This is a genomic window from Streptomyces ficellus, from assembly GCF_009739905.1.
Taxonomy (GTDB): Bacteria; Actinomycetota; Actinomycetes; order Streptomycetales; family Streptomycetaceae; genus Streptomyces; species Streptomyces ficellus_A.
In genome coordinates this window covers 1,787,554-1,808,927 of record NZ_CP034279.1, presented here as the reverse complement: position 1 = coordinate 1,808,927, position 21,374 = coordinate 1,787,554, and the positions used below count along the sequence as shown (strand labels likewise).

10 protein-coding genes, 1 tRNA gene and 3 rRNA genes are annotated in these 21,374 nt (G+C 66.9%); 11 read left to right on the top strand and 3 right to left on the bottom strand.

Annotated elements, in window-relative coordinates; genetic code table 11:
- Nucleotides 1-18 precede the first annotated feature (18 nt).
- Complete coding sequence (gene dapB / locus EIZ62_RS07770) at nt 19-774, top strand: 4-hydroxy-tetrahydrodipicolinate reductase (RefSeq protein WP_156691979.1); 756 nt, start codon at nt 19-21, stop codon at nt 772-774.
- Nucleotides 775-781: 7 nt separating this feature from the next.
- Nucleotides 782-1,249: a tetratricopeptide repeat protein gene (locus EIZ62_RS07765; protein WP_156691978.1), complete on the top strand. Its 468-nt coding sequence runs from the start codon at nt 782-784 to the stop codon at nt 1,247-1,249.
- Here the strand turns inward: EIZ62_RS07765 and EIZ62_RS07760 are convergent.
- Together EIZ62_RS07760 and EIZ62_RS07755 are read right to left on the bottom strand one after the other, a co-directional pair.
- The gene (locus tag EIZ62_RS07760) at nt 1,239-1,787 is read right to left on the bottom strand and encodes a hypothetical protein (protein ID WP_156691977.1); all 549 of its coding nucleotides are present in this window, start codon (nt 1,785-1,787) and stop codon (nt 1,239-1,241) included. The two genes, EIZ62_RS07765 and EIZ62_RS07760, sit on opposite strands and share 11 nt — an antisense overlap.
- A 106-nt stretch (nt 1,788-1,893) precedes the next feature.
- Nucleotides 1,894-2,136, bottom strand: a complete 243-nt coding sequence (locus tag EIZ62_RS07755) for a hypothetical protein (RefSeq protein ID WP_156691976.1) — start codon at nt 2,134-2,136, stop codon at nt 1,894-1,896.
- Between the two features lie 169 nt (nt 2,137-2,305).
- On the opposite strand from EIZ62_RS07755, the gene thyX reads away from it, so the two are divergent.
- From thyX to EIZ62_RS07720, 7 genes are all read left to right on the top strand, one after another.
- A complete protein-coding gene (gene thyX / locus EIZ62_RS07750) occupies nt 2,306-3,046 on the top strand; it encodes an FAD-dependent thymidylate synthase (protein WP_156691975.1) in 741 nt (246 codons plus the stop codon).
- 199 nt (nt 3,047-3,245) lie between these two features.
- Nucleotides 3,246-4,145 (top strand): 4-hydroxy-tetrahydrodipicolinate synthase, encoded by a 900-nt coding sequence (gene dapA / locus EIZ62_RS07745; RefSeq protein WP_156691974.1) that lies wholly within the window; start codon nt 3,246-3,248, stop codon nt 4,143-4,145.
- Nucleotides 4,146-4,257: 112 nt separating this feature from the next.
- Nucleotides 4,258-5,943, top strand: a complete 1,686-nt coding sequence (locus tag EIZ62_RS07740) for a ribonuclease J (RefSeq protein ID WP_156691973.1) — start codon at nt 4,258-4,260, stop codon at nt 5,941-5,943.
- Between the two features lie 501 nt (nt 5,944-6,444).
- Nucleotides 6,445-7,972, top strand: a 16S ribosomal RNA gene (locus EIZ62_RS07735).
- Nucleotides 7,973-8,273: 301 nt separating this feature from the next.
- Nucleotides 8,274-11,394, top strand: a 23S ribosomal RNA gene (locus tag EIZ62_RS07730).
- A gap of 98 nt (nt 11,395-11,492) precedes the next feature.
- Nucleotides 11,493-11,609: ribosomal RNA gene (gene rrf / locus EIZ62_RS07725) — 5S ribosomal RNA — on the top strand.
- Together the 16S, 23S and 5S rRNA genes with 1 tRNA gene alongside form the textbook arrangement of a ribosomal RNA operon.
- Nucleotides 11,610-11,762: 153 nt before the next feature.
- A tRNA-Thr gene (locus tag EIZ62_RS07720) sits at nt 11,763-11,838 on the top strand.
- A 63-nt stretch (nt 11,839-11,901) separates the two neighbouring features.
- Here the strand turns inward: EIZ62_RS07720 and EIZ62_RS07715 are convergent.
- A complete protein-coding gene (locus EIZ62_RS07715) occupies nt 11,902-14,553 on the bottom strand; it encodes a SpoIIE family protein phosphatase (RefSeq protein WP_156691972.1) in 2,652 nt (883 codons plus the stop codon).
- Nucleotides 14,554-14,837: 284 nt separating this feature from the next.
- Between EIZ62_RS07715 and EIZ62_RS07710 the strand changes: the two genes are divergently transcribed.
- Entirely contained in the window at nt 14,838-20,393 is a 5,556-nt protein-coding gene (locus EIZ62_RS07710) for a hybrid sensor histidine kinase/response regulator (RefSeq protein ID WP_244375544.1), read from the top strand.
- A gap of 244 nt (nt 20,394-20,637) precedes the next feature.
- On the top strand, nt 20,638-21,318 hold the full coding sequence (locus EIZ62_RS07705) for a response regulator (RefSeq protein WP_156691971.1): 681 nt from the start codon (nt 20,638-20,640) through the stop codon (nt 21,316-21,318).
- Nucleotides 21,319-21,374: the final 56 nt, after the last annotated feature.

The window sequence follows — 21,374 nt, the reverse complement described above, 5'->3', positions numbered from 1 at the left end:
ACCGAAGGAAGTACGAGCATGAGCAGCAAGCTGCGGGTCGCGGTCATCGGCGCCAGGGGACGCATCGGCTCCGAGGCCGTACGCGCCGTCGAGGCCGCCGACGACATGGAACTGGTCGCGGCCCTCGGCCGGGGCGACAAGTTGGAGACGCTCGCCGAGAAGGGCGCCCAGGTGGCGGTGGAGCTCACCACACCCGCCTCCGTCATGGGCAACCTCGACTTCTGCGTACGCCACGGCATCCACGCCGTGGTCGGCACCACCGGCTGGACCGAGGAGCGCCTCTCCCAGCTGAACGGCTGGCTGGAGGCCTCCCCGGAGACCGGTGTGCTCATCGCGCCGAACTTCTCCATCGGCGCCGTCCTCACCATGAAGTTCGCGCAGATCGCCGCGCCGTACTTCGAGTCGGTCGAGGTCGTCGAGCTCCACCACCCGAACAAGGTGGACGCCCCCTCCGGCACCGCCACCCGCACCGCCCAGCTCATCGCCGCCGCCCGCGCCGAGGCGGGTCTCGCCCCGCAGCCGGACGCCACGGCGACGGCCCTGGACGGCGCGCGCGGCGCGGACGTGGACGGGGTGCCGGTGCACGCGGTACGGCTGCGGGGCCTGCTGGCCCACCAGGAGGTGCTGCTCGGCGGCGAGGGCGAGACCCTGACCGTCCGCCACGACTCGCTGCACCACAGCAGCTTCATGCCGGGCATCCTGCTCGGCGCGCGCCGCGTGGTGACCACCCCCGGGCTCACCTTCGGCCTGGAACACTTCCTGGACCTGGGCTGATCACGTCATGCGCGCCAAGATCACGTACTTCGTCACGGCAGCCGTCCTGGTCGTCTACTTCGTCCTGGTCGGCAGCCGCGGCGTGATGCTGATCCAGCAGGGCACCGCGCTCACCGTCACCTTCGGCTGCGCGGTGCTCGTCCTGCCGGTGATCGGTGTCTGGTTCCTGTGGAAGAACACCCAGTTCGTCACCAGGGCCAACCGCCTGGCCGCCGAGCTGGAGGCCGAAGGCGGCCTGCCCGTCGACGAGTTGAGGCGCACCCCCGGCGGGCGCATCGACCGCGACTCGGCCGACGCCGTCTTCGCCGCGCGGCGCGCCGAGACCGAGGACTCGCCGGACGACTGGCGCTGCTGGTTCCGGCTCGCCGTCGCCTACCACGACGCCCGCGACACACCGCGGGCCCGTAAGGCGATGCAGCGCGCGATCGCCCTCCACGAGGGCGGGCGCCGGGGCGCCGAGCCGGTCAGGAACTGACCGCGTACTCCGCGCTCCAGGCCTCGACCGTGTCGGCCGCCCGGTCGAACGCCTCGACCCGGGACAGGAAGTCCGCGTTGTGGTCGGTGAGCAGCGGGAGCTGCTCACCACCCTTGCGTACGACGACCAGGGCCTGGCCCTGCACGGTCCTGGGCAGCCCGAGCCACCGCACGGGCTGCTGCACGGTGCGTACGCCGCCCGACTGTGCCCACGCGAGCGTCGTCGTCCGGAAGAAGCCGACGCGCCGCAGGCCGTGGCGGCTCACCCAGGTGCCCACGCGCAGCATCCGCAGCGCGCCGACGATCACCACCGCCGCCAGCCCGAAGCACACGGCGGCGGCCGGAAGCCCGCCCGCGAAGGCGATGATCATGGTGGCGAGCAGCATGAACGACGCGAGCAGCAGGGCTAGCGCCGCCGCCCCGACCCGCCAGGGCCCCGGGCGGTACGGCCGGCGCCACTGATCGTGGTCGTCGAACGGCAGCGCGACGTCGTCCTCGGTGTCGAAACCACGGTCGGCCGTCAGGAAGGGCAGGGGCACGGCTGGTCCTCACTCATACGCACGCTCGATGGGCTGTGCCGGGTGAGGCTACCCAGCGGTTCGGCGACCGGCCACCTCAGGGTGGCCGTACGGGGCACGGCCCGGGTCAACGCCCGTGGGACGCCTCGGACTGCTGACCGTGACCGGTGCTCGCGGGGCCGGCCTCCATCGCCGGAAGGCCGAAGAGCAGCGACCCGACCAGACCGGCCACGACGGTCAGCCCGATCAGCGTACGACCGGTGACCTCGGAAATGCTCGGACGCTGCCGAGCCGGGGGAGTGACGTTACTGCGGAAGCGGTCGGCCTCGGCGACGAACGCGAACGGGACTGCCTCACGCCGGCGGAACATGTGAGAACCCTCCTTGGGAACGGGTGGTGGACGCTGCTATGGGGTGAGACGTACGAAGCAGCGGTTTGGTGCCCCTCTCGGTGCCCGAATCCAAGGGATTCATGTGCTGTCGGTGCCGGGCCGTAGAGTGGGCGCCGCCCCGAGCGACGCAACTGGAAGGACCGCGCCGGTGACCGACACCCCCGCCGAAGACCTCAAGCCCAGCTTCCGCAGCGATGTGACCGTCGAGCTGGTCAAGCACAGCGCGGCCGACTCCGATGTCCTGTGGGCGGCGCGTGTCTCCACGGCCGGCGAGCAGTCCCTGGAGGAACTCCAGAAGGACCCCGAGCGCTCCAAGGGGCTCATCAACTACCTGATGCGGGACCGGCACGGCAGCCCCTTCGAGCACAACTCCATGACGTTCTTCGTCAGCGCCCCGATCTTCGTCTTCCGCGAGTTCATGCGGCACCGGGTGGGCTGGTCGTACAACGAGGAGTCGGGCCGCTACCGGGAGCTGGAGCCGGTCTTCTACGTCCCGGACGCCTCCCGCAAGCTCGTCCAGGAGGGCCGCCCCGGCAAGTACGTCTTCGTCGAGGGCACGCGGGAGCAGCAGGAGCTCGTGGGGCGCACGATGGAGGCGTCGTACGTCCAGGCGTACGAGGCGTACCAGGAGATGCTCGCCGCAGGGGTCGCCCGCGAGGTCGCCCGCTCGGTCCTCCCCGTCGGCCTGTTCTCCTCGATGTACGCGACGTGCAACGCCCGCTCGCTGATGCACTTCCTCGGCCTGCGCACCCAGCACGAGCTGGCCAAGGTCCCCTCCTTCCCACAACGTGAGATCGAGATGGTCGGCGAGAAGATGGAGCGGGAGTGGGCCCGGCTGATGCCTCTCACGTACGCCGCGTTCAACGCCAACGGCCGCGTCGCTCCGTAGTCGTCCCAGGTCAACGCGCGGTACAGATGTACGGATCATCCGCCCGAAGTGTCCGTATTGCGGCGCTTCGAGAAGTTCATCTAGGCTGATCAAACGGACCCGGCACTGCTTGAACCCCCGAGCAGGCAGTGCCGGGCTCCACCTTCCTCACGTCCCCCGAGGGGGCCCGGCGGGCAGAGCAGCGAGTAGCGTGTTACCCATGGCTCCGATCTCCACTCCGCAGACCCCCTTCGGGCGGGTCCTCACCGCGATGGTCACGCCCTTCACGGCGGACGGCGCACTCGACCTCGACGGCGCTCAGCGGCTCGCCGCCCACCTGGTCGACGCAGGCAACGACGGCCTGATCGTCAACGGCACCACCGGCGAGTCCCCGACCACCAGCGACGCGGAGAAAGACCAGCTCGTACGGGCGGTCCTGGAGGCCGTCGGCGACCGGGCCCACATCGTCGCCGGCATCGGCACCAACGACACCCACCATTCGGTCGAGCTCGCCCGCGCCGCGGAGCGCGCCGGCGCACACGGCCTGCTCGCCGTCACGCCGTACTACAACAAGCCCCCGCAAGAGGGCCTCTTCCGCCACTTCACGGCCATCGCGGACGCCACCGGCCTCCCCGTGATGCTGTACGACATCCCCGGCCGCAGCGGCGTCCCGATCGACACCGAGACGATCGTCCGCCTCGCCGCCCACCCGCGCATCGTCGCCAACAAGGACGCCAAGGGCGACCTCGGCCGCGCCAGCTGGGCCATCGCCCGCAGCGGCCTCGCCTGGTACTCCGGCGACGACATGCTCAACCTGCCGCTGCTCTCCGTCGGCGCCTGCGGCTTCGTCTCCGTCGTCAGCCACGTCGTCACCCCCGAGCTGCGCGCCCTGATCGACGCCCACCTCTCCGGCGACGTACAGAAGGCCACCGAGGTCCACCAGCGACTGCTCCCGGTCTTCACCGGCATGTTCCGGACGCAGGGCGTGATCACCACCAAGGCCGCCCTCACCCTCCAGGGCCTCCCCGCCGGGCCCCTGCGCCTGCCGCTCGTGGAGCTCTCCCCGGAGGAAACCGCGCAGCTCAAGATCGACCTCGCCGCCGGCGGGGTACAGCTGTAGCAACAGACTTCATAACTGAATACGAATCGAACATCAGACAACAGCAAGTGCACGAATGACATACGCGCCACGTGCCTCACTGGTACGTGGCGCGTGTGGTGAGGAGAGTCTTTTGAGTCATCCGCATCCTGAACTGGGCGCGCCCCCGAAGCTGCCCAAGGGCGGCCTGCGCGTCACCCCGCTCGGCGGTCTCGGCGAGATCGGCCGGAACATGACCGTCTTCGAGTTCGACGGCCGCCTGCTGATCGTCGACTGCGGCGTGCTCTTCCCCGAGGAGGAGCAGCCCGGCATCGACCTGATCCTGCCGGACTTCACCAGCCTCAAGGACCGCCTCGACGACATCGAGGGCATCGTGCTCACGCACGGCCACGAGGACCACATCGGTGGCGTCCCCTTCCTGCTCCGCCTCAAGCCGGACATCCCGCTCATCGGTTCGAAGCTGACCCTCGCGCTCATCGAGGCCAAGCTCCAGGAGCACCGGATCCGTCCGTACACCCTGGAGGTCCTGGAGGGCGACCGCGAGCACCTCGGCCCCTTCGACTGCGAGTTCGTGGCGGTCAACCACTCCATCCCGGACGCCCTGGCCGTGGCCATCCGCACCCCCGCGGGCATGGTCGTGCACACCGGCGACTTCAAGATGGACCAGCTCCCGCTGGACAACCGGCTCACCGATCTGCACGCCTTCGCGCGCCTGAGCGAGGAGGGCATCGACCTCCTCCTGTCGGACTCCACGAACGCCGAGGTCCCGGGCTTCGTCCCGCCCGAGCGCGACATCTCGGGCGTCATGCGTTCGGTCTTCGCGAGCGCGCAGAAGCGCATCATCGTGGCCAGCTTCGCCAGCCACGTGCACCGCATCCAGCAGATCCTCGACGCGGCCCACGAGTACGGCAGGCGCGTCGCCTTCGTCGGGCGTTCCATGGTCCGGAACATGGGCATCGCCCGCGACCTGGGCTACCTCCGCGTACCGGCCGGCCTCGTCGTCGACGTCAAGACCCTCGACGACCTGCCGGACCACGAGGTCGTCCTCGTCTGCACGGGCTCCCAGGGCGAGCCGATGGCGGCCCTGTCCCGGATGGCCAACCGCGACCACCAGATCCGGATCGTCCAGGGTGACACCGTGATCCTGGCGTCCTCCCTGATCCCGGGCAACGAGAACGCGGTCTACCGCGTGATCAACGGCCTGACCCGGTGGGGCGCCAACGTCGTCCACAAGGGCAACGCCAAGGTCCACGTCTCGGGCCACGCCTCGGCCGGCGAGCTGCTGTACTTCTACAACATCTGCCGCCCGAAGAACCTGATGCCGGTCCACGGCGAATGGCGCCACCTGCGCGCCAACGCCGAGCTCGGCGCCCTCACCGGCGTCCCCAAGGACCGCATCGTCATCGCGGAGGACGGCGTCGTCGTCGACCTCGTCGACGGCAAGGCCAAGATCGTCGGCAAGGTCCAGGCGGGTTACGTGTACGTCGACGGCCTCTCGGTCGGCGACGTGACCGAGGTCCACCTGAAGGACCGCCGCATCCTCGGCGACGAGGGCATCATCTCCGTCTTCGTGGTGGTCGACTCCACGACCGGCAAGGTCGTCGGCGGCCCGCACATCCAGGCACGCGGCTCGGGCATCGAGGACGGCGCCTTCGACGCGGTCATCCCGAAGGTCCACGAGGCCATCGCCCGGTCGGCCGCGGACGGGGTGGCGGAGCCGCACCAGCTCCAGCAGCTGATCCGCCGCACGATCGGCAAGTGGGTGTCGGACACCTACCGCCGGCGCCCGATGATCCTCCCCGTGGTCGTCGAGGTCTGACGACCCGCCAGGCCGCACCCGGAGCGGGGCCCCTCGATTTGCATCGGGGCGCCCCGCTCCAGTACGTTTACGGCTCCGCCCGATCGGGAACCCGGCACATCTCTGTGCCTCGCAGGGTGCCCAGGAAGCGGCGGGAATTCCGACTCAGAATCTCTGATAAAGTCGGATCAGCCGAAAGGCAAAGGCCCTCCAACGGCCACCGGAAACAGAATCCGAACCGGAAACGGAACGGAAAAAGGATCTGGTAGGGTTGGAAACACGAAATACCGAAGGGAAGCGCCCGGAGGAAAGCCCGCAAGGGTGAGTACAAAGGAAGCGTCCGTTCCTTGAGAACTCAACAGCGTGCCAAAAATCAACGCCAGATTAGTTGATACCCCGTCCATCCAACGGATGGTCGAGGTTCCTTTGAAGAAAACACAGCGAGGACGCTGTGAACCGAGGGGACTATTCCTCCCCTCCGGTTCCGCTCAACGCGAGTGTCAACCCGATCACGGGTAAACATTCACGGAGAGTTTGATCCTGGCTCAGGACGAACGCTGGCGGCGTGCTTAACACATGCAAGTCGAACGATGAACCCACTTCGGTGGGGGATTAGTGGCGAACGGGTGAGTAACACGTGGGCAATCTGCCCTTCACTCTGGGACAAGCCCTGGAAACGGGGTCTAATACCGGATACGACCACTGAAGGCATCCTCAGTGGTGGAAAGCTCCGGCGGTGAAGGATGAGCCCGCGGCCTATCAGCTTGTTGGTGGGGTAATGGCCTACCAAGGCGACGACGGGTAGCCGGCCTGAGAGGGCGACCGGCCACACTGGGACTGAGACACGGCCCAGACTCCTACGGGAGGCAGCAGTGGGGAATATTGCACAATGGGCGAAAGCCTGATGCAGCGACGCCGCGTGAGGGATGACGGCCTTCGGGTTGTAAACCTCTTTCAGCAGGGAAGAAGCGAAAGTGACGGTACCTGCAGAAGAAGCGCCGGCTAACTACGTGCCAGCAGCCGCGGTAATACGTAGGGCGCAAGCGTTGTCCGGAATTATTGGGCGTAAAGAGCTCGTAGGCGGCTTGTCACGTCGGATGTGAAAGCCCGGGGCTTAACCCCGGGTCTGCATTCGATACGGGCAGGCTAGAGTGTGGTAGGGGAGATCGGAATTCCTGGTGTAGCGGTGAAATGCGCAGATATCAGGAGGAACACCGGTGGCGAAGGCGGATCTCTGGGCCATTACTGACGCTGAGGAGCGAAAGCGTGGGGAGCGAACAGGATTAGATACCCTGGTAGTCCACGCCGTAAACGTTGGGAACTAGGTGTTGGCGACATTCCACGTCGTCGGTGCCGCAGCTAACGCATTAAGTTCCCCGCCTGGGGAGTACGGCCGCAAGGCTAAAACTCAAAGGAATTGACGGGGGCCCGCACAAGCAGCGGAGCATGTGGCTTAATTCGACGCAACGCGAAGAACCTTACCAAGGCTTGACATATACCGGAAACGGCCAGAGATGGTCGCCCCCTTGTGGTCGGTATACAGGTGGTGCATGGCTGTCGTCAGCTCGTGTCGTGAGATGTTGGGTTAAGTCCCGCAACGAGCGCAACCCTTGTTCTGTGTTGCCAGCATGCCCTTCGGGGTGATGGGGACTCACAGGAGACTGCCGGGGTCAACTCGGAGGAAGGTGGGGACGACGTCAAGTCATCATGCCCCTTATGTCTTGGGCTGCACACGTGCTACAATGGCCGGTACAAAGAGCTGCGAAGCCGCGAGGCAGAGCGAATCTCAAAAAGCCGGTCTCAGTTCGGATTGGGGTCTGCAACTCGACCCCATGAAGTCGGAGTTGCTAGTAATCGCAGATCAGCATTGCTGCGGTGAATACGTTCCCGGGCCTTGTACACACCGCCCGTCACGTCACGAAAGTCGGTAACACCCGAAGCCGGTGGCCCAACCCCTTGTGGGAGGGAGCTGTCGAAGGTGGGACTGGCGATTGGGACGAAGTCGTAACAAGGTAGCCGTACCGGAAGGTGCGGCTGGATCACCTCCTTTCTAAGGAGCATCTAGATTCCGCAAGGAATCCAGAGCCACTACGTCGGCAAACGTCCGACGGTGGTCAGCTCATGGGTGGAACGTTGATTATTCGGCACGGTTCGTGAGGGTCACTAGTACTGCTTCGGCGTGGAACGTGAACCTGATCTGATCGTGCCGGGCACGCTGTTGGGTGTCTGAGGGTGCGAGCGTTGCTCGCCCTTCTGCGATGCCGGCCCCAGTGAACCTGTTCGTCTTGTACGGCAGGGTGATGGGTGGCTGGTCGTTGCTTGAGAACTGCACAGTGGACGCGAGCATCTGTGGCCAAGTTTTTAAGGGCGCACGGTGGATGCCTTGGCACCAGGAACCGATGAAGGACGTGGGAGGCCACGATAGTCCCCGGGGAGCCGTCAACCAGGCTTTGATCCGGGGGTTTCCGAATGGGGAAACCCGGCAGTCGTCATGGGCTGTCACCCACTGCTGAACACATAGGCAGTGTGGAGGGAACGAGGGGAAGTGAAACATCTCAGTACCCTCAGGAAGAGAAAACAACCGTGATTCCGGGAGTAGTGGCGAGCGAAACCGGATGAGGCCAAACCGTATGCGTGTGATACCCGGCAGGGGTTGCGCATGCGGGGTTGTGGGATCTCTCTTTCACAGTCTGCCGGCTGTGAGACGAGTCAGAAACCGTATGAGTAGGCGAAGGACATGCGAAAGGTCCGGCGTAGAGGGTAAGACCCCCGTAGCTGAAACTCATGCGGCTCGTTTGAGAGACACCCAAGTAGCACGGGGCCCGAGAAATCCCGTGTGAATCTGGCGGGACCACCCGCTAAGCCTAAATATTCCCTGGTGACCGATAGCGGATAGTACCGTGAGGGAATGGTGAAAAGTACCGCGGGAGCGGAGTGAAATAGTACCTGAAACCGTGTGCCTACAAGCCGTGGGAGCGTCGCACAGAGACTTGTCTCTGTGTCGTGACTGCGTGCCTTTTGAAGAATGAGCCTGCGAGTTTGCGGTGTGTTGCGAGGTTAACCCGTGTGGGGAAGCCGTAGCGAAAGCGAGTCCGAACAGGGCGATTTAGTAGCGCGCTCAAGACCCGAAGCGGAGTGATCTAGCCATGGGCAGGTTGAAGCGGAGGTAAGACTTCGTGGAGGACCGAACCCACCAGGGTTGAAAACCTGGGGGATGACCTGTGGTTAGGGGTGAAAGGCCAATCAAACTCCGTGATAGCTGGTTCTCCCCGAAATGCATTTAGGTGCAGCGTCGTGTGTTTCTTGCCGGAGGTAGAGCACTGGATAGGCGATGGGCCCTACCGGGTTACTGACCTTAGCCAAACTCCGAATGCCGGTAAGTGAGAGCGCGGCAGTGAGACTGTGGGGGATAAGCTCCATGGTCGAGAGGGAAACAGCCCAGAGCATCGACTAAGGCCCCTAAGCGTACGCTAAGTGGGAAAGGATGTGGAGTCGCAGAGACAACCAGGAGGTTGGCTTAGAAGCAGCCACCCTTGAAAGAGTGCGTAATAGCTCACTGGTCAAGTGATTCCGCGCCGACAATGTAGCGGGGCTCAAGCGTACCGCCGAAGTCGTGTCATTGCAGCATACGGGCCAACGCCCGCTGTGATGGGTAGGGGAGCGTCGTGTGCCGGGTGAAGCAGCCGCGGAAGCGAGTTGTGGACGGTTCACGAGTGAGAATGCAGGCATGAGTAGCGATACACACGTGAGAAACGTGTGCGCCGATTGACTAAGGGTTCCTGGGTCAAGCTGATCTGCCCAGGGTAAGTCGGGACCTAAGGCGAGGCCGACAGGCGTAGTCGATGGACAACCGGTTGATATTCCGGTACCCGCTTTGAAACGCCCAATATCGAACCAGGCGATGCTAAGTCCGTGAAGCCGTTCCGGACCCTTCGGGGAAAGGAAAGTGGTGGAGCCGACGGACCAGACCTGTAGTAGGTAAGCGATGGGGTGACGCAGGAAGGTAGTCCAGCCCGGGCGGTGGTTGTCCCGGGGTAAGGGTGTAGGCCGTGTGATAGGCAAATCCGTCACACGTTAAGGCTGAGACCTGATGCCGAGCCGATTGTGGTGAAGTGGATGATCCTATGCTGTCGAGAAAAGCCTCTAGCGAGTTTCATGGCGGCCCGTACCCTAAACCGACTCAGGTGGTCAGGTAGAGAATACCGAGGCGTTCGGGTGAACTATGGTTAAGGAACTCGGCAAAATGCCCCCGTAACTTCGGGAGAAGGGGGGCCATCACTGGTGAGAGCACTTGCTGCTCGAGCTGGGGGTGGCCGCAGAGACCAGCGAGAAGCGACTGTTTACTAAAAACACAGGTCCGTGCGAAGCCGTAAGGCGATGTATACGGACTGACGCCTGCCCGGTGCTGGAACGTTAAGGGGACCGGTTAGCTCCATTTCGGTGGGGCGAAGCTGAGAACTTAAGCGCCAGTAAACGGCGGTGGTAACTATAACCATCCTAAGGTAGCGAAATTCCTTGTCGGGTAAGTTCCGACCTGCACGAATGGCGTAACGACTTCTCGACTGTCTCAACCATAGGCCCGGTGAAATTGCACTACGAGTAAAGATGCTCGTTTCGCGCAGCAGGACGGAAAGACCCCGGGACCTTTACTACAGTTTGATATTGGTGTTCGGTTCGGCTTGTGTAGGATAGGTGGGAGACTGTGAAGCTTGGACGCCAGTTCAGGTGGAGTCGTCGTTGAAATACCACTCTGGTCGTGCTGGATGTCTAACCTGGGTCCGTGATCCGGATCAGGGACAGTGTCTGATGGGTAGTTTAACTGGGGCGGTTGCCTCCTAAAGGGTAACGGAGGCGCCCAAAGGTTCCCTCAGCCTGGTTGGCAATCAGGTGTTGAGTGTAAGTGCACAAGGGAGCTTGACTGTGAGACCGACGGGTCGAGCAGGGACGAAAGTCGGGACTAGTGATCCGGCGGTGGCTTGTGGAAGCGCCGTCGCTCAACGGATAAAAGGTACCCCGGGGATAACAGGCTGATCTTCCCCAAGAGTCCATATCGACGGGATGGTTTGGCACCTCGATGTCGGCTCGTCGCATCCTGGGGCTGGAGTCGGTCCCAAGGGTTGGGCTGTTCGCCCATTAAAGCGGTACGCGAGCTGGGTTTAGAACGTCGTGAGACAGTTCGGTCCCTATCCGCTGTGCGCGTAGGAATATTGAGAAGGGCTGTCCCTAGTACGAGAGGACCGGGACGGACGAACCTCTGGTGTGCCAGTTGTTCTGCCAAGGGCATGGCTGGTTGGCTACGTTCGGGAGGGATAACCGCTGAAAGCATCTAAGCGGGAAGCCTGCTTCGAGATGAGTATTCCCACCTCCTTGAGAGGGTAAGGCTCCCAGTAGACGACTGGGTTGATAGGCCGGATATGGAAGCCCAGTAATGGGTGGAGTTGACCGGTACTAATAGGCCGAGGGCTTGTCCTCAGTTGCTCGCGTCCACTGTGTTAGTTCTGAAGTAACGAACTCCCACACCCCCTGTTTGTTTGGGGTGGCTGGTTGTAGTTCGGATATCTTCATAGTGTTTCGGTGGTCATAGCGTTAGGGAAACGCCCGGTTACATTTCGAACCCGGAAGCTAAGCCTTTCAGCGCCGATGGTACTGCAGGGGGGACCCTGTGGGAGAGTAGGACGCCGCCGAACAATCATTGTGGGAAAGCCCCGCACCTTCTGGTGCGGGGCTTTCCTGCGTTTTACAGCCGTGTCGGCGCGGCCGTCAGCCCGGTTAGGCGAAACCGTTCGTTCGGGGTATGCTTTATCTCGTTGCCGAGGGGAAAGCCCGAAAGCGACAAGCTGGCCCCTATAGCTCAGTCGGCAGAGCGTCTCCATGGTAAGGAGAAGGTCAACGGTTCGATTCCGTTTGGGGGCTCCACAACGAGAAGGCCCCCGCCCTAGTGGCGGGGGCCTTCTTCGTTTTCGTACGGGGAAACCGCCCTCAGTCCTGGTGGGGCTCCGGGACGCGCATCGCGAGGATGGCCATGTCGTCGGAGGCCGGCTCCGCGGCGAAGCGCTCGACCGCGCGCAGCACGCGGGCGGTGACCGCGCCGGCCGTCAGGCCCGTACACGTGGTGAGGACCTCGGTGAGGCCGTCGTCGCCGAGCATGCGGGTGCCCTCACGGCGTTCGGTGACGCCGTCCGTGACGCATAGGAGGACGTCGCCCGGGTCGAGGGTGACCGTCTGCTCGTACAGCTCCAGGTCCTCCATGACGCCGAGCAGCGGCTGGGGCTCCGCGGCGGGCTCGACCGAGCCGTCCTGGCGGAGGCGCAGCGGGAGCGGGTGACCGGCGCAGACGACCTTGAGGAGGGCGCTGCCGTCCTCCTGGGGCCACAGCTCGCCGTAGAGGAGCGTGAGGAAGCGGCTGCGGGCGCCCTCGTCGAGGATCGCGGCGTTCAGGCGCTCCAGGACGGCCGGGCCGCCGAAGCCCTCGCGGGCCAGGAGGCGCAGGGCGTGGCGGGCGAGGCCGGTGACGGCCGCCGCCTCCGGACCCGTACCGCAGACGTCGCCGATGGCGAAGCCGTACGCGTTGTCGTGGATGGGGAACAGGTCGTAGAAGTCGCCCCCGACCTCGTTGCCCTCGCCTGCCGCGCGGTAGATGACGTCGACCTCGACACCGGGGACCTGGGGGAGGCCCGGGGGCAGCAGGCTGCGCTGGAGGGACTGGCTGATGGCCATGCGCTCCGAGTACAGGCGGGCGTTGTCCAGGGCGAGGGCGGCCCGGCGGGAGAGGTCCTCGGCGAGCTCCAGGATCTCCTGGCGGAAGTGGTCGTCGGACGGCTTGCCCAGGGTGAGCATGCCGATGACGCGGTTGCGGGCCACCAGGGGCAGGACGACGGTCTCGCCGCCGACCGCCGAGGCCGTGGCCAGCGTCGTACCGATCCCGGAGGACAGCGGCGAGGAGCCGAGGCCCAGCTCGCGCATGGAGGTGCGCAGGGCGGCCTGGTGGGCCGCGTCGGCGGGGGCCGTCCAGACGCGGGCCCCGGGGGAGGGCACCGGCTCCGGCGGGGGGATCTTGGAGAGCAGGGCCTTGAGGCCGTCGATGCGCTCCTCGTCCTCGTGCAGGACGTAGGAGAGGTACGGGTCGGAGGTCGGGTCGGCGATCGTGTAGACGGCGCACCAGGTCGCGAGGGTGGGGACCGTCATCTGGGCCATGAGGGCCAGCGTCTGGTCGCGGTCCAGGGTGCCGGCGAGGAGGTCCGAGGCCTCGACGAGGAAGCTGAGGGAGCCGCGGCGGAGGCGTTCCAGCTCGCCGAGGCGGGCGGACTCGACGGCGAGCGCGATGCGGTCGGCGGCGAACTGGAGGCGGAGGGCCTCCTCGTTCGCGTACCGCCCGGAGGCTTCGGCGGCGACGCCGAGGGAGCCGGTGAGGCGGCCCTCGACCTTGAGGGGGACGGTGACGACCGAGCGCATGCCGGTGCCGTTGAGGAGGGGTACGGCGCCGGGGACGGCCGCGAGGTCCTCGTGGACGGCGGGCATGCGGGCGCTGGAGTAGCGGCCGGTGCCGGCGGCCTCGACGGGGACGCGGGCGAAGCGCTGGCGCGCGGAGGGCAGGCCCGTGGTGGCCCGCACTTCCAGTTCGGTCTCGTCGTCGGTCGCGAGGAGGAGGAAGGCGGCGTCGCCGTCGAGCATGTCGCGGGCGCGTTCGACGGTGCGCTGGAGGAGCCCGTCGAGGTCGTCGGGGGCGGGGGAGCCGATGAAGACCTCGAACGGGTCGGTGGAGCGGCTCTCGCCGCTGGAGTCGACGGGCGTGCGCGGGGGCGACTGGAGGACGGCCCGTTCGTAGTCCCGTACGAGCAGGCAGACCGTGGAGGGCTCGCCGTTGGTGTCGCGGACGCGCAGGTGGGAGGCGTACACGGGGATGACGCGGCCGTCGGTGCCGCGGATGCCGTAGCTGCCCTCCCAGCGGGAGAGGCGCAGGGCCTCGGCGATGCCGGTGCCGATCCCCGGGGTGTGCGGCCAGGCGGCGAGGTCGCCGATGGGTTTGCCGACGACCTGGTCGGCGGTGTACCCGAAGAGGCGCTCGGCGTCCTCGTTCCAGGCGGTGATCGTGCCGCTGCGGTCGATCTGGGCGACGGCGACGCGGATCCGGTCGTCGGCGACGGGCAGGAGCTCGTTGGGCAGGGCCGGGCCGGCGGAGCGGGTGCCGACGGGGCGCTCGGGGAGGTCCAGCTGGAACCAGACCTGCTTGCGGGTGGGCGAGTACTCGACGCCCCAGCGGGCGGCCAGGGCGGCGCAGAGGAGGAGTCCGCGGCCGTTCTCGCGGTCGGGGCTGCCCAGGGAGTGGCCCGTGCCCTGGAGGGGGACCTCGCGCTCCGGGTAGAGGTCGGCGACCTCGATGCGTACGCCGTTCTCGGTGCGCAGGCAGAGGACGTCGGCGGCGGTGCCGGCGTGGATGACGGCGTTCGTGACGAGTTCGCTGGTCAGGACCACCGCGTCGTCGACGACGTCGGTGTACCCCCAGCCCTGGAGGGTGTCCCGGACGAAGGCCCGGGCGGTCGCCACGGACCGTCCCACGGGTTCGAAGGTGGCGGCCGCCCGAGCGGTGATCACAGAACTCCTCGTACGCGTCTCGACGCCCGGCTCTGCCATGATCGGCCCTGCCCCTCCCCGTTGCCCGGTGGTCGTGCAGCGTCGCGCCGCCCCTGCCGGGCGGACCGGGGCGGTTGGACAGCCGGATGCCAGGTTACTTACCTTCGCTGTCCGGGCGGATGGTGGTCACCGCTGTTTCCGTCCCCCGAGCGTGGGGACGTTATGCGAAGCTGCCGAACTGTTATGGCCTGGTTCTGTCGTGGTGAAACACTGGGAAGGCTTCCGAGCGGCAGTGGGAGCGGCAATGCCCGAGCAGTACGGTCAACCCCTTCGGGAGGGACACGGTGGAGTCTGGCGTGACGGCGCGGGGCGGTAGCACGCGCGCGAAGGGCGGACGGTCCCGGAGCGGTGGGACCGTCGAGGTGGACGCCGCCGCCCTGGAGCGGCTGCTGGCCGCCCTGGTCTCGATGCGTGACGGGAACTTCCGCAAGCGGCTGACCGTGACCGGTGACGGGGTGATGGCGGAGATCTCCGCCGTCTTCAACGAGGTCGCCGACCGGAAGCTGCACCTGACCGGGGAGCTGTCCCGGGTCCGGCGGATGGTCGGGCGCGAGGGCAAGCTGTCCGAGCGGCTGGAGGTCGGGGCCAGCGAGGGCGCGTGGGCGCAGGCCATCGAGGCCGCGAACGCGCTGGTGGACGACATGACCCGGCCGGTGTCCGAGGTCGGGCGGGTGCTCTCCGCGGTCGCCGAGGGTGACCTCGAGCAGCGGATGGAGCTGCGTTCGGAGGGTACGGACGGGGCGGCGCGGCCGCTGCGGGGCGAGTTCCTGAAGGTCGCCCGGACGGTGAACAACCTGGTCGACCAGTTGTCGGCGTTCACCGACGAGGTGACGCGGGTGGCGCTGGAGGTCGGTACCGAGGGGAAGCTGGGCGGCCAGGCGCAGGTGCGCGGGATGTCGGGTTCGTGGAAGGACCTGACGGATTCCGTGAACACGATGGCGTACCGGCTGACCGCCCAGGTGCGTGACATCGCTCTCGTCACGACGGCGGTCGCCAAGGGTGATCTGTCGCGCAAGGTCACGGTGCACGTGGCCGGCGAGATGCTCCAGCTGAAGAACACCGTGAACACGATGGTGGACCAGCTGTCGTCGTTCTCCTCCGAGGTCACCCGGGTGGCGCGTGAGGTGGGCACGGAGGGCGAGCTGGGCGGCCAGGCCGAGGTGCCGGGTGTGGCCGGGGTGTGGAAGGACCTGACGGACTCCGTCAACACGATGGCGGGGAACCTCACCTCCCAGGTGCGGGGCATCGCGGAGGTGACGACGGCGGTCGCGAACGGTGACCTGTCGCAGAAGGTGACGGTCAGCGCGCGGGGCGAGGTGGCGCAGCTCGCCGACACGATCAACCAGATGACCGAGACGCTGCGGACGTTCGCCGACGAGGTGACGCGGGTCGCGAGCGAGGTCGGCGCCGAGGGGCTGCTGGGCGGTCAGGCGCAGGTGCCGGGTGCGGCGGGTACGTGGAAGGACCTGACCGACTCGGTCAACACGGTGTTCCGGAACCTGACGACGCAGGTGCGGGACATCGCTCAGGTGACGACGGCGGTGGCGAACGGCGACCTGTCGCAGAAGGTCACCGTCGATGTGGCCGGTGAGATGCTGGAGTTGAAGAACACCGTCAACACGATGGTGGACCAGCTCTCCGCGTTCGGTTCCGAAGTGACCCGTGTGGCACGGGAGGTTGGTGTCGAGGGCCGGCTGGGTGGTCAGGCCGAGGTGCCGGGTGCGGCGGGTACGTGGAAGGACCTGACCGACTCGGTGAACACGGCGTTCCGCAATCTCACCGGTCAGGTGCGGGACATCGCGCAGGTGACGACGGCGGTGGCGAACGGCGACCTGTCGCAGAAGGTCACCGTCGACGTCGCGGGCGAGATGCTGGAGCTGAAGAACACCGTCAACACGATGGTGGCGCAGCTGTCGTCGTTCGCGGACCAGGTGACGCGGATGGCCCGGGACGTGGGTACGGAGGGCCGGCTGGGCGGCCAGGCGCGGGTGCCGGGGGTCTCGGGCACGTGGAAGGAGCTCACCGACTCCGTCAACTTCATGGCGGGCAACCTGACGTCGCAGGTGCGTCAGATCGCGCAGGTGACGACGGCGGTGGCGCGGGGTGACCTGTCGCAGAAGATCGACGTGGACGCGCGCGGGGAGATCCTGGAGCTGAAGAACACCATCAACACGATGGTGGACCAGCTGTCCGCGTTCGCGGAGCAGGTGACCCGGGTGGCCCGCGAGGTGGGCACGGACGGGCGGCTCGGCGGGCAGGCGCAGGTGCCGGGCGTCGCCGGTGTGTGGCGGGACCTGACCGACTCGGTGAACGGCATGGCCGGGAACCTCACCGCGCAGGTGCGCAACATCGCGCAGGTGGCCACGGCGGTGGCGCGGGGTGACCTGTCGCAGAAGATCGACGTGGACGCCCGGGGCGAGATCCTGGAGCTGAAGAACACCCTCAACACGATGGTCGACCAGCTGTCGAACTTCGCCGAGCAGGTCACGAGGGTGGCCCGTGAGGTGGGGACCGAGGGCATCCTGGGCGGTCAGGCCGAGGTGCAGGGCGTGTCCGGCACCTGGAAGGACCTGACGCAGTCCGTCAACTCGATGGCGAACAACCTGACCTCGCAGGTCCGCAACATCGCCGAGGTGACGACGGCGGTCGCCAAGGGCGACCTGTCGAAGAAGATCACCGTCGACGCGCGCGGCGAGATCCTCGACCTGGTGACCACGGTCAACACGATGGTGGACCAGCTGTCGAACTTCGCCGACGAGGTGACCCGGGTGGCCCGTGAGGTGGGCACCGAGGGCATCCTCGGCGGCCAGGCCCGGGTGCGGGGCGTGACCGGCATCTGGAAGGACCTGAGCGACAACGTCAACGTGATGGCCAACAACCTCACGTCGCAGGTGCGGAACATCTCGCGGGTGTCGTCGGCCGTCGCCAACGGCGACCTGACGAAGAAGGTGACGGTCGAGGCGCGCGGCGAGGTCGCCGAGCTGGCCGACACCGTGAACACGATGGTGACGACGCTGTCCTCGTTCGCCGACGAGGTGACGCGGGTGGCGCGCGAGGTGGGTACGGAGGGTGAGCTGGGCGGTCAGGCCCGGGTGCCCGGCGTCTCGGGGACCTGGAAGGACCTGACCGAGTCGGTGAACTCGATGGCGTCCAACCTGACGGGCCAGGTGCGCCAGATCGCCACCGTCACCACCGCCATCGCCAAGGGCGACCTCACCAAGAAGATCGACATCGATGCCCGGGGCGAGATCCAGGAGCTGAAGAACACCATCAACACGATGGTCGACCAGCTCTCGTCGTTCGCCGAGGAGGTCACCCGCGTCGCCCGTGAGGTGGGCACCGAGGGCATCCTCGGCGGCCAGGCGCGCGTGCGGGACGTCGACGGCACCTGGCGCGACCTGACCGAGTCGGTGAACGAGATGGCCGGGAACCTGACCCGGCAGGTGAGGGCGATCGCGGCCGTCGCCACGGCGGTGACGCGCGGCGACCTGAACCTCAAGATCGACGTCGACGCGGCGGGCGAGATCCAGGTCCTCCAGGACAACATCAACACGATGATCGCGAACCTGCGCGACACCACCCTCGCCAACGAGGAGCAGGACTGGCTGAAGGGCAACCTGGCCCGTATCTCCGGTCTCATGCAGGGCCGGCGCGACCTCGACGACGTGGCCTCGCTGATCATGAGCGAGCTCACCCCGGTCGTCTCGGCGCAGCACGGCGCGTTCTTCCTGGCGATGCCGACCGGCGGCGGCAACGAGATCGGGGCGGACGAGGACGGCTCGTACGAGCTGTGCATGCGCGGCAGCTACGGCTACTCGGCCGGGTCGATGCCGACGTCCTTCCGGCCGGGCGAGACGCTGATCGGCACGGCGGCCGAGGAGAAGCGGACCATCCAGGTCAATGTGCCGCCGGGGTACCTGAGGATCTCGTCGGGGCTCGGCGAGGCGGCCCCGGCCCATGTGGTCGTGCTGCCGGTGCTCTTCGAGGGCAAGGTCCTCGGTGTGATCGAGCTGGCGTCGTTCCAGCCCTTCACGCAGATCCAGCGCGACTTCCTCAACCAGATCGCCGAGATGATCGCGACGAGCGTCAACACCATCAGCGTCAACACCAAGACCGAGGTGCTGCTGAAGCAGTCGCAGGAGCTGACGGAGCAGCTGCGGGAGCGGTCGGCCGAGCTGGAGAGCCGGCAGAAGGCGCTCCAGGACTCCAACGCCGAGCTGGAGGAGAAGGCCGAGCTGCTGGCGCAGCAGAACCGCGACATCGAGGTGAAGAACACCGAGATCGAGGAGGCCCGGCAGGTGCTGGAGGAGCGGGCCGAGCAGCTCGCGGTGTCCATGCGCTACAAGTCGGAGTTCCTGGCGAACATGTCGCACGAGCTGCGTACGCCGCTGAACTCGCTGCTCATCCTGGCGAAGCTGCTGGCGGACAACGCGGACGGCAACCTGTCGCCCAAGCAGGTCGAGTTCGCCGAGACGATCCACGGCGCCGGCTCCGACCTGCTCCAGCTGATCAACGACATCCTGGACCTGTCGAAGGTCGAGGCGGGCAAGATGGACGTCAGCCCGACCCGGATCGCGCTGGTGCAGCTCGTCGACTACGTGGAGGCCACCTTCCGGCCGCTGACCGCCGAGAAGGGGCTCGACTTCTCGGTGCGGGTCTCGCCGGAGCTGCCCGCGACGCTGCACACGGACGAGCAGCGGCTGCTCCAGGTGCTGCGGAACCTGCTGTCGAACGCGGTGAAGTTCACCGACAGCGGGGCGGTCGAGCTGGTGATCCGGCCGGCCAAGGCGGACGTGCCGCAGTCGATCCGGGAGCAGCTGCTGGAGGCCGGTTCGCTCAGGGACGCGGAGGGTGACCTGATCGCCTTCTCGGTGACGGACACCGGGATCGGCATCGCGGCGAGCAAGATGCGGGTGATCTTCGAGGCGTTCAAGCAGGCGGACGGCACGACCAGCCGCAAGTACGGCGGTACGGGCCTCGGGCTGTCGATCAGCCGGGAGATCGCCCGCCTGCTCGGCGGTGAGATCCACGCGGCGAGCGAGCCGGGTCGCGGCTCCACGTTCACCCTGTACCTGCCGCTGCACCCCACCGAGCTGCCCCCGCAGGGGTACGGGCACGGGCACGGCCCGGAGCTGCACCAGCACCCCGAGGACGGCGCCCTGGACGTGCACGGGCTGCCCGGCGCGGGCACCGGCGCGGACCGTTCCGACCGGCGCTCGGGCTCGGGAGCCCTTTTCCGGCACCGGCGGCGGGCGGCGCTCGGCGCGGCGGAGCAGCGGACCGCGCTGCCGGGCCGGCCGGGTCAGCAGGGCCAGCCGCAGCCGGGCCGGCCGGGTCAGCCGGGTCCGGCGTCGGGTGCCGGCGGGGCCACGGGCGGCTCCGGGGCCTCTGAGGTTCCGGCGGGCGCCCAGGCCGATGCCGAGGCGTGGCAGGAGGCCGGGGAGCCGAGGCGCAGCTTCGATTTCCACGGCGAGAAGGTGCTGATCGTCGACGACGACATCCGCAACGTCTTCGCGCTCACCAGCGTGCTGGAGCAGCACGGCCTGTCGGTGCTCTACGCGGAGAACGGCCGCGAGGGGATCGAAGTCCTCGAGCAGCACGACGATGTGACGGTCGTGCTGATGGACATCATGATGCCCGAGATGGACGGTTACGCGACGACGACGGCGATCCGCCGGATGCCCCAGTTCGCCGGCCTGCCGATCATCGCGCTCACCGCGAAGGCGATGAAGGGCGACCGGGAGAAGGCGATCGAGTCGGGGGCTTCCGATTACGTTACGAAGCCGGTGGATCCGGATCATCTGCTCTCGGTAATGGAGCAGTGGATGAGCGGAGAGTGAGCGGAGACAGCGGGAATGCTGGCAAGTTGCTGACTGACTGTGCTCGAAAGCGTGTGAGGAAGCGTGATTCGGGGAACCTTCTGGTCTCCCACCGCGTTTCCGCTACGTGCACAGTGACATCGCGGTGACAGGGTGTGGTGACAGGCGGGGTGCGGCTACCATGACCGGCACAAGGACGGACGGCGCAAGGGAGTCGTCCCCTGGGGCGGCGCCCGGCCAACTGCCGGGGCGAGGAGGACGGGCCATGGTGCAGAAGGCCAAGATCCTCCTGGTCGATGACCGACCGGAGAATCTGCTGGCGCTGGAGGCCATCCTCTCTGCGCTCGATCAGACGCTGGTGCGGGCATCGTCAGGGGAGGAGGCGCTCAAAGCGCTGCTGACGGACGACTTCGCGGTCATTCTGCTGGACGTCCAGATGCCAGGAATGGACGGTTTCGAGACCGCCGCGCACATCAAGCGTCGGGAACGGACACGGGACATCCCGATCATCTTCCTGACGGCGATCAACCACGGCCCGCACCACACCTTCCGGGGCTACGCGGCCGGGGCGGTCGACTACATCTCCAAGCCCTTCGACCCCTGGGTGCTGCGCGCCAAGGTCTCGGTCTTCGTCGAGCTGTACATGAAGAACTGTCAGCTGCGCGAGCAGGCCGCGCTGCTGCGCCTCCAGCTGGAGGGTGGCGGACAGGGCGGCACCGTCAAGGAGTCCGCGGGACTCCTCGCGGAACTGTCCGCACGGCTCGCGGCAGTTGAGGAGCAGGCGGAGGCCCTCTCCAAGCAGCTCGACGACGACTCGGCGGACGCCGCGGCCGTCGCCACCGCCGCGCACCTGGAGCGCAAGCTCACCGGGCTGCGCAGGGCGCTGGACGCGCTCGAGCCGGGTACCGGCAGCGGCGGCCCGTCCCCGCTGCCGCCGCAGAACTGACCGCCCGCCCGCGCGGCACGGACGCGGCCGTCCCTCGCCCGCGCGGGCGTTGAGCT